The organism is Streptomyces sp. YIM 98790, from assembly GCF_011421595.1.
Taxonomy (GTDB): domain Bacteria; phylum Actinomycetota; class Actinomycetes; order Streptomycetales; family Streptomycetaceae; genus Streptomyces.
This window is the reverse complement of record NZ_WTLH01000228.1, coordinates 1-8142: the sequence shown is the minus strand read 5'-3', so window position 1 is coordinate 8142 and position 8142 is coordinate 1. Positions and strand designations below refer to the sequence as shown.

Here is an 8142-nt window from a genome sequence, read left to right as displayed (position 1 = left end):
TTACATTCCGAACCCGGAAGCTAAGCCTTGCAGCGCCGATGGTACTGCACGGGGGACCGTGTGGGAGAGTAGGACGCCGCCGAACATCTGCCCCTATAGCTCAGTCGGCAGAGCGTCTCCATGGTAAGGAGAAGGTCAACGGTTCGATTCCGTTTGGGGGCTCAGGAAAAGCCTGGTGGGGCACTCGCTCAGCGAGTGCCCCACCAGGCTTTTTGTCGTTTGTCCCCCGGCTCCGCTCCACTGTGCTGCACGGGCGCGGGCCCGTTCCGGGTCATTCCGGGACGCGGAGGGTCAGGATGGCCATGTCGTCGGAGAGCGGGGCCGAGGCGAACCGTTCCACCGCGCGCTTGATCTTCGCCGCCACCGCGCCGGCGTTGAGCCCGGTGCACGTCTTGAGAATCTCCGCCAGGCCGTCGTCGCCCAGCATGCGCGTGCCCTCACGGCGTTCGGTGACGCCGTCGGTGACGCACAGCAGGACATCACCCGGATCGAGGGTCACCGTCTGCTCGTGGAGCCGCAGATCATCCATGACGCCGAGCAGGGGCTGCGGGTCGGCGGCCGGCTCCACCGAGCCGTCCTGGCGCAGACGCAGCGGCAGGGGATGGCCGGCGCAGACCATCTTCAGCTCGGCGCCGCCGTCCGCCTTGGCGGAGAGTTCGCCGTAGAGCAGGGTCAGGAAGCGGGAGCGGGCGCCCTCGTCCAGGATCGCCGTGTTGAGGCGCTCCAGTACGGCCGGGCCGCCCAGGCCCTCCCGGCCGAGCAGGCGCAGTGCGTGCCGGGCCAGGCCGGTGACCGCGGCGGCGAGCGGACCGGTGCCGCAGACGTCGCCGATGGCCAGGCCGTAGACGCCGTCCCGGATCGGGAAGACGTCGTAGAAGTCGCCGCCGACCTCGTTGCCCTCGCCCGCGGGCTGGTAGACGACCTCCACCTCCACGCCTTCGATGGACGGCAGGCCCGGCGGCAGCAGGCTGCGCTGCAGCGACTGGCTGATGGCGGTGCGCTCGCTGTAGAGGCGGGCGTTGTCCAGGGCCAGCGCCGCCCGCCGGGACAGGTCCTCGGCCAGCTCCAGGGTCTCCTGGCGGAAATGCTCGTCGGTGGGCTTGCCCAGCACCAGCAGTCCGATGACGCGGTTGCGGGCGAGCAGCGGCAGGATCACCGTTTCGCCGCCCACCGCCGCGGCCGTGGCCTGCCCGATGACGGTGTTGCCGCTGCCCATGCCGTTGAGGTCGCCGAGGGTCAGACTGCGCAGCGAGGACCGCAGGGGGATCTTGCGGCGCGCGGCCTCGGCGGGCTCGTTCCAGGTGCGCACCCCCAGGCTGGCGTCCGGGTCCGGCGGCGCGACCCGCTCCAGCAGGTGGCGGATGCCGTCGATGCGGTCCTCGTCCTCGTGCAGCACATAGGACAGGACCGGTTCGGTGCCGGGCTCGGTGGTGGTGTAGACGGCGCACCAGGTGGCCAGGGTGGGGACCGACATCTGGGCCATCAGGGCCAGGGTCTGGCGCGGGTCCAGCGTCCCGGCCAGCAGCTCGGAGGCCTCGACAAGGAAGGACAGCGAACCGCGGCGGAGCCGCTCCAGCTCGGTCAGGCGGGCGGACTCCACGGCCAGTGCGACCCGGTCGGCGGCGAACTGCAGGCGCAGTGCCTCCTCGTTCGTGTAGCGGCCGGGGGTCTCCGAGGCGACGCCGAGGGAGCCGGTGAGCCGCCCCTCCACCTTGAGCGGGACCGTGACCACGGCGTGCATGCCGGTGCCGCTGAGCAGCGGCACGGCGCCGGGCGCGGCGGCCACGTCCTCGTGCACGGCCGGCATGCGGGCGGAGCCGTAGCGTCCGCTGCCCGTTTCGACCGGGACCCGGGCGAAGCGCTGGCGGGTGGAGGGCAGGCCGGTGGAGGCGCGCACCTCCAGCTCGGTCTCGTCGTCGGTGGCCAGCAGCAGGAAGGCGGCATCGCCGTCGAGCATGTCCCGGGCGCGTTCCACGGTGCGCTGGAGCAGGCCGTCCAGATCGTCCGGGACGGGGGTGCCGATGAGGTCTTCCAGGGTGTCGGGGGCGGCGCCGCGCTGCAGGGGATCGCGCGGTGTGCCGCCGTGCCCGGGGCGCCTGCCGCCGGCCTGGAGGATGGCCCGCTCGTGCTCGGGGACCAGCAGGCAGACCGTGGAGGGCTCACCGCTGGTGTCCCGGATGCGCAGGTGGGAGGCGTAGACGGGGACGATGCGGCCGTCGGCGGCGCGCAGCCCGTAGCTGCCCTCCCAGCGGGAGAGGGACAGCGCCTCGGCGATGCCGGTTCCGGTGCCGGGGGTGAGCGGCCAGGCGGCGAGGTCGGGCAGCGGCTTGCCGCTGACCTGCTCCGCGGGGTAGCCGAAGAGGTGGCGGGCGTCGTCGTTCCAGGCGGTGATGGTGTGGCTGCTGTCCACCTGGATCACGGCCACCCGGGGCGGGGTCTCGGCGGTGGGGAGCTTCTCGACGGGGAGGACCGGCCCGGCGGAGCGGGTGCCGACCGGCAGCTCGGGCTCGTCCAGCCGGAACCAGACCCGCTTGTCCACGGCGGTGTACTCCACGCCCCAGCGGGAGGAGAGCGCGGCGCACAGCATCAGGCCGCGTCCGCCCTCGCTGTCGGTGTCCACATAGCCGCGCACGGCGTCGGCGACCGGCAGGCCGCGCTCGGGGTGGCGGTCGGCGACCTCGATGCGGACGCCCTTGGCGTCGCGCAGGCAGTGCACCTCGGCGCTGGTGCCCGCGTGGATGACCGCGTTGGTGACGAGTTCGCTGGTGAGGACGACGGCGTCATCGATGAGATCGTCCAGGCCCCAGCCCTGGAGAGTGTCCCGGACGAAGCCGCGGGCGGTCGCGACGGAACGCCCGACCGGCTCAAAGGTGGCCGCAGCTCGCGCGGTGATCACGTCACTCCCCCAAGAAGGTGTCTCGTCCGCCGTCCGCTTCCTCGCGGACGGCCCAGGGTCAGGTTACTGAGGTACCCGGCCATGGCGGGCGGCGCATCCCGCCTTTTCCCTCCACAAGGGAACTGCCCGGTGCGCGATGCTGCCGAACTGTTATCGCCCGGTTGGGAATGGGTGAAACACTGGGGATGCTGGACCGAAGATCCCGGCAGAAGAACCGAGCCTGCGGGAGGGCAACAGTGGCGGCTGAGGGAGCGGTGGCACGCGTCGGTACTCGTGCGCGTCAGGGCAGGGCGCGGAGCAACGGCGTGGTGGAAGTCGACGCCGCGGCTCTGGACCGTCTGCTCTCGGCCCTGGCGGCGATGCGGGACGGGAATTTCCGGCGGCGGCTGACGGTGGCGGGCGACGGGCCGATGGCCGAGCTGGCCGCTGTATTCAATGAGGTCGCGGATCGCAATCTGCATCTGACCGGACAGCTGGCCCGGGTGCGGCGCGTGGTGGGCCGTGAGGGGAAGCTGACCGAGCGGCTGGATGTGGGGGCGTGCGAGGGGGCCTGGGCGAAGGCCGTCGACGACGCCAATGATCTGCTGGAGGATCTGACCCGGCCGATGGCCGAGGTCGGCCATGTGCTCAGCTCGGTCGCCGAGGGTGATCTGTCGCAGAAGATGGATCTGCGCACCCAGGTCCGCAACGGTGCCAACCGGCCGCTGCGCGGCGAGTTCCTGAAGGTCGGGCGGACGGTGAACGGGCTGGTGGACCAGCTTTCCGCGTTCACCGACGAGATTTCCCGGGTGGCGAACGAATTCGGCACCGAGGGGAAGCTGGGCGGCAGTGCCCGGCTGCGCGGTATGCAGGGTTCCTGGAAAGACCTGACGGACTCGGTCAACACCATGGTGTACCGGCTGACCGCGCAGGTCCGGGACATCTCGCACGTCACCACGGCGGTGGCGAACGGTGACCTGTCGCAGAAGGTCACCGTTCATGTGGACGGCGAGATGCTGGGCCTGAAGAACACCGTGAACCGGATGGTGGACCAGCTGTCGTCGTTCCAGTCCGAGGTGACCCGGGTGGCCCGCGAGGTGGGAACGGACGGGCAGCTCGGCGGTCAGGCGCAGGTCCCGGACGTGGCCGGGGTGTGGAAGGACCTGACGGACAACGTCAACCAGATGGCCAGCAATCTGACCGCCCAGGTCCGGGAGATTTCGCGGGTGACGACCGCGGTCGCCGAGGGTGACCTGTCGCAGACCATCACGGTCTCGGCGCGCGGCGAGGTGGCGCAGCTGGCCGAGACGGTCAACGCCATGACCAAGACGCTGGCGGCGTTCGCGGCCGAGGTGACCCAGGCGGCGCTGGAGGTCGGCACGNGACCAAGACGCTGGCGGCGTTCGCGGCCGAGGTGACCCAGGCGGCGCTGGAGGTCGGCACGGAGGGCCGGCTGGGCGGCCAGGCGCAGGTGCCGGGTGTGGCCGGGGCCTGGAAGGACCTCAACGAGTCGGTGAACACGGCGTTCCGCAACCTGACCAATCAGGTGCGGGACATCGCCCAGGTGACCACGGCGGTGGCCAACGGTGACCTGACGCAGACCGTCACGGTGGACGTCAAGGGCGAGATGCTGGAGCTGAAGAACACCGTGAACAAAATGGTGGGCCAGCTCTCGTCGTTCCAGTCGGAGGTGACCCGGGTCGCCCGGGAGATCGGCGACGAGGGCCGGCTGGGCGGCCAGGCGCAGGTGCGCGGAGTGGCCGGGGCCTGGAAGGACCTCACGGACTCGGTGAACACCGCGTTCCGCAACCTGACCGACCAGGTGCGGGACATCGCCCAGGTCACGACGGCGGTCGCGGACGGCGACCTGACCCAGAAGGTCACCGTCGACGTGAAGGGCGAGATGCTGGAGCTGAAGAACACCATCAACAAGATGGTGGGGCAGCTCTCCTCCTTCGCCGAGCAGGTGACCCGGGTGGCCACCGAGGTGGGCATCGAAGGCCGGCTGGGCGGCCAGGCCCAGGTGGAGGGCGTCTCCGGCACCTGGAAGGACCTGACCAACTCGGTGAACGGCATGGCCCGCAACCTCACCGAGCAGGTGCGGAACATCTCGCAGGTGACCACGGCGGTGGCGCGCGGCGATCTGTCGCAGAAGATCACCGTGGACGCCCGCGGGGAGATCCTGGAGCTGAAGAACACGTTCAACACCATGGTCGGCCAGCTTTCGGCCTTCGCCGAGCAGGTGACCAGGGTGGCGCTGGAGGTGGGCACCGAGGGCCGGCTGGGCGGCCAGGCGCTGGTGCCCGGCGTGGCCGGTGTCTGGCGGGATCTGACGAACTCGGTGAACGGCATGGCGCGCAACCTGACCGACCAGGTGCGCGGCATTTCGCAGGTGGCGACCGCGGTGGCGCGCGGCGATCTGGGCCAGCGGATCACGGTCGACGCCCGGGGCGAGATCCTCGAGCTCAAGGACACCCTGAACACCATGGTGGACCAGCTCTCCTCGTTCGCGGAGCAGGTCACCAGGGTGGCCCGGGAGGTCGGCACGGAGGGACGCCTGGGCGGCCAGGCGGAGGTCCGGGGGGTCTCCGGCACCTGGAAGGACCTCACCGAGTCCGTGAACAACATGGCGAACAACCTGACCCTGCAGGTGCGCAACATCGCCGAGGTGACCACGGCGGTGGCCGAGGGTGATCTGACCAAGAAGATCACCGTGGACGCGCAGGGCGAGATCCTGGCCCTGGTCACCACGGTGAACGGCATGGTGGACCAGCTCTCGTCGTTCGCCGAGCAGGTGAGCCGGGTGGCCCGCGAGGTGGGCACCGAGGGCCGTCTGGGCGGCCAGGCCGAGGTGCGCGGGGTCTCCGGCACCTGGAAGAACCTGACGGACAACGTGAACCTGATGGCCCGCAATCTGACCACTCAGGTGCGGAACATCGCGGATGTGGCGACCGCGGTGGCCAACGGTGACCTGACCCGCAAGGTGACGGTCGAGGCCAGTGGTGAGGTGGCGCAGCTTGCCGACACGGTGAACAAGATGGTGACCACCCTGTCGTCGTTCGCGGCGGAGGTGACCCGGGTGGCCAGGGAAGTGGGCACCGAGGGCCAGCTCGGCGGGCAGGCGCGGGTGCTGGGCGTGTCCGGCACCTGGAAGGACCTGACCGAATCCGTCAACAGCATGGCGAACAACCTGACCGGCCAGGTGCGGAACATCGCCGAGGTCACCACCGCCATCGCCAAGGGCGATCTGACCAAGAAGATCGACATCGAGGCGCGCGGCGAGATCCTGGGGCTGAAGACCACGATCAACACGATGGTGGAGCAGCTGTCGTCGTTCGCCGACGAGGTCATCCGGGTGGCCCGCGAGGTGGGCACCGAGGGGCAGCTCGGCGGCCAGGCCCGGGTGCCGGACGTGGCGGGCACCTGGAAGGAGCTCACCGACTCGGTGAACGAGATGGCGGGCAATCTGACCCGCCAGGTGCGCGGCATGGCCAAGGTCGCCACCGCGGTGACCCGCGGCGATCACGAGGTGACCATCGACGCCGAGGCGTCCGGTGAGATCCTCCAGCTGCAGGAACACATCAACACGATGATCAAGAACCTGCGGGACACCACCACGGCCAACAAGGAACAGGACTGGCTCAAGTCCAACCTGGCCCGGATCTCCAACCTGATGCAGGGGCGGCGCGACCTGAAGGAGGTCGCCGACCTGATCATGAGCGAGCTGGTGCCGGCGGTGCTGGCGCAGCACGGCGCCTTCTTCCTGGCGGTGCCGCTGGGCGCGGCCGACGACGTGGTGGCCGGCCCCGGCCGGGACGGCTCCTACGAGCTGCGCATGCTCTCCTCGTACGGCTACGCGGCGGGCACCATGCCGGCCAGCTTCCGGCCGGGGGAGTCCCTGGTGGGCACGGCGGCGCAGGAGCGGCGGACGGTGCTGGTGCGCAATGCGCCCGAGGGATATCTGAAGATCTCCTCCGGGCTGGGCGAGGCCCCGCCGGCCGAGGTGATCGTGCTGCCGGTGCTGTTCCAGGACACCGTGCTGGGCGTGATGGAACTGGCGGGCTTCCAGCAGTTCACCCAGATCCAGCGGGACTTCCTCAGCCAGATGGCGGAGATGATCGCGACCAGCGTCAACACCATCGCGGTCAATGTGCGTACCGAGCGGCTGCTGACCCAGTCGCAGGAGCTGGCCGAGCAGCTCCAGGAGCGCTCGGTGGAGCTGGAGAGCCAGCGGGCGGCCCTGCAGTCCTCCAACGCCGAGCTGAAGGAGAAGGCGGACCAGCTCGCCGAGACCAACCGGCACATCGAGGTCAAGAACTCGGAGATCGAGCAGGCGCGGCAGGTGCTGGAGGAGCGTGCCGAGCAGCTGGCGCTGTCCATGCGGTACAAGTCGGAGTTCCTGGCGAACATGTCGCACGAGCTGCGCACGCCGCTGAACTCGCTGCTGATCCTGGCCAAGCTGCTGGCGGACAACGCCGAGAACAATCTGTCGCCGAAGCAGGTGGAGTTCGCCGAGACGATCCACGGCGCGGGCTCGGACCTGCTCCAGCTGATCAACGACATCCTGGACCTGTCCAAGGTGGAGGCCGGGAAGATGGAGGTCAGCCCGGCCCGGATCGCGCTGGTGCAGCTGGTGGACTACATCGAGGCGTCGGTGCGCCCGCTGACCGCGGAGAAGAACCTGGAGTTCTCGGTGCGGGTCTCGCCCGAGCTGCCGCCCACCCTGCACACCGACGAGCAGCGGCTGCTGCAGGTGCTGCGGAATCTGCTGTCGAACGCGGTGAAGTTCACCGAGAGCGGCTCCGTGGAGCTGGTGATCCGGCTGGCCGGGGACGAGGTTCCGGCGGTCATCCGGCAGCAGATGCTGGACTCCGGCTCGGTCAAGGACCTGCACGCGCCGGTGGTGGCGTTCGCGGTGACGGACACCGGTATCGGTATCGCGCCCAGCAAGATGCGGGTGATCTTCGAGGCGTTCAAGCAGGCCGACGGCACCACCAGCCGCAAGTACGGCGGCACCGGGCTGGGGCTGTCCATCAGCCGGGAGATCGCCCGGCTGCTGGGCGGTGAGATCCACGCGGCCAGCGAGCCGGGGCGCGGATCGACGTTCACGCTGTATCTGCCGCTGCACCCGGTGGAGCTGCCGCCGCCGGGCTACGCCCAGCTGGCGGTGGGGCTGCTGACCGCGGAGACCGAGGGCAGCCGGGCGCGGTCCGCGGCGCTGGCCGCGGCCGGGGCGGCGGGAGCCGTCGCGGCCGCGCTGCCGTCCG

Annotated in this window: 1 protein-coding gene, 1 tRNA gene, 1 rRNA gene and 1 pseudogene; 3 read left to right on the top strand and 1 reads right to left on the bottom strand. The window is 70.3% G+C overall.

The annotated features are described in order from the left end of the window. A 5S ribosomal RNA gene (gene rrf, locus GQS09_RS25035) occupies window positions 1-85 on the top strand; the annotation flags it as partial. Window positions 86-89: 4 nt separating this feature from the next. Continuing rightward, window positions 90-162, top strand: a tRNA-Thr gene (locus GQS09_RS25030). Between the two features lie 109 nt (window positions 163-271). Here the strand turns inward: GQS09_RS25030 and GQS09_RS25025 are convergent. Further along, entirely contained in the window at window positions 272-2896 is a 2625-nt protein-coding gene (locus GQS09_RS25025) for a SpoIIE family protein phosphatase (RefSeq protein ID WP_165989836.1), read from the bottom strand. A gap of 359 nt (window positions 2897-3255) precedes the next feature. Between GQS09_RS25025 and GQS09_RS25020 the strand changes: the two are divergent. Then, window positions 3256-8142, top strand: a pseudogene (locus GQS09_RS25020) (HAMP domain-containing protein); the annotation flags it as partial.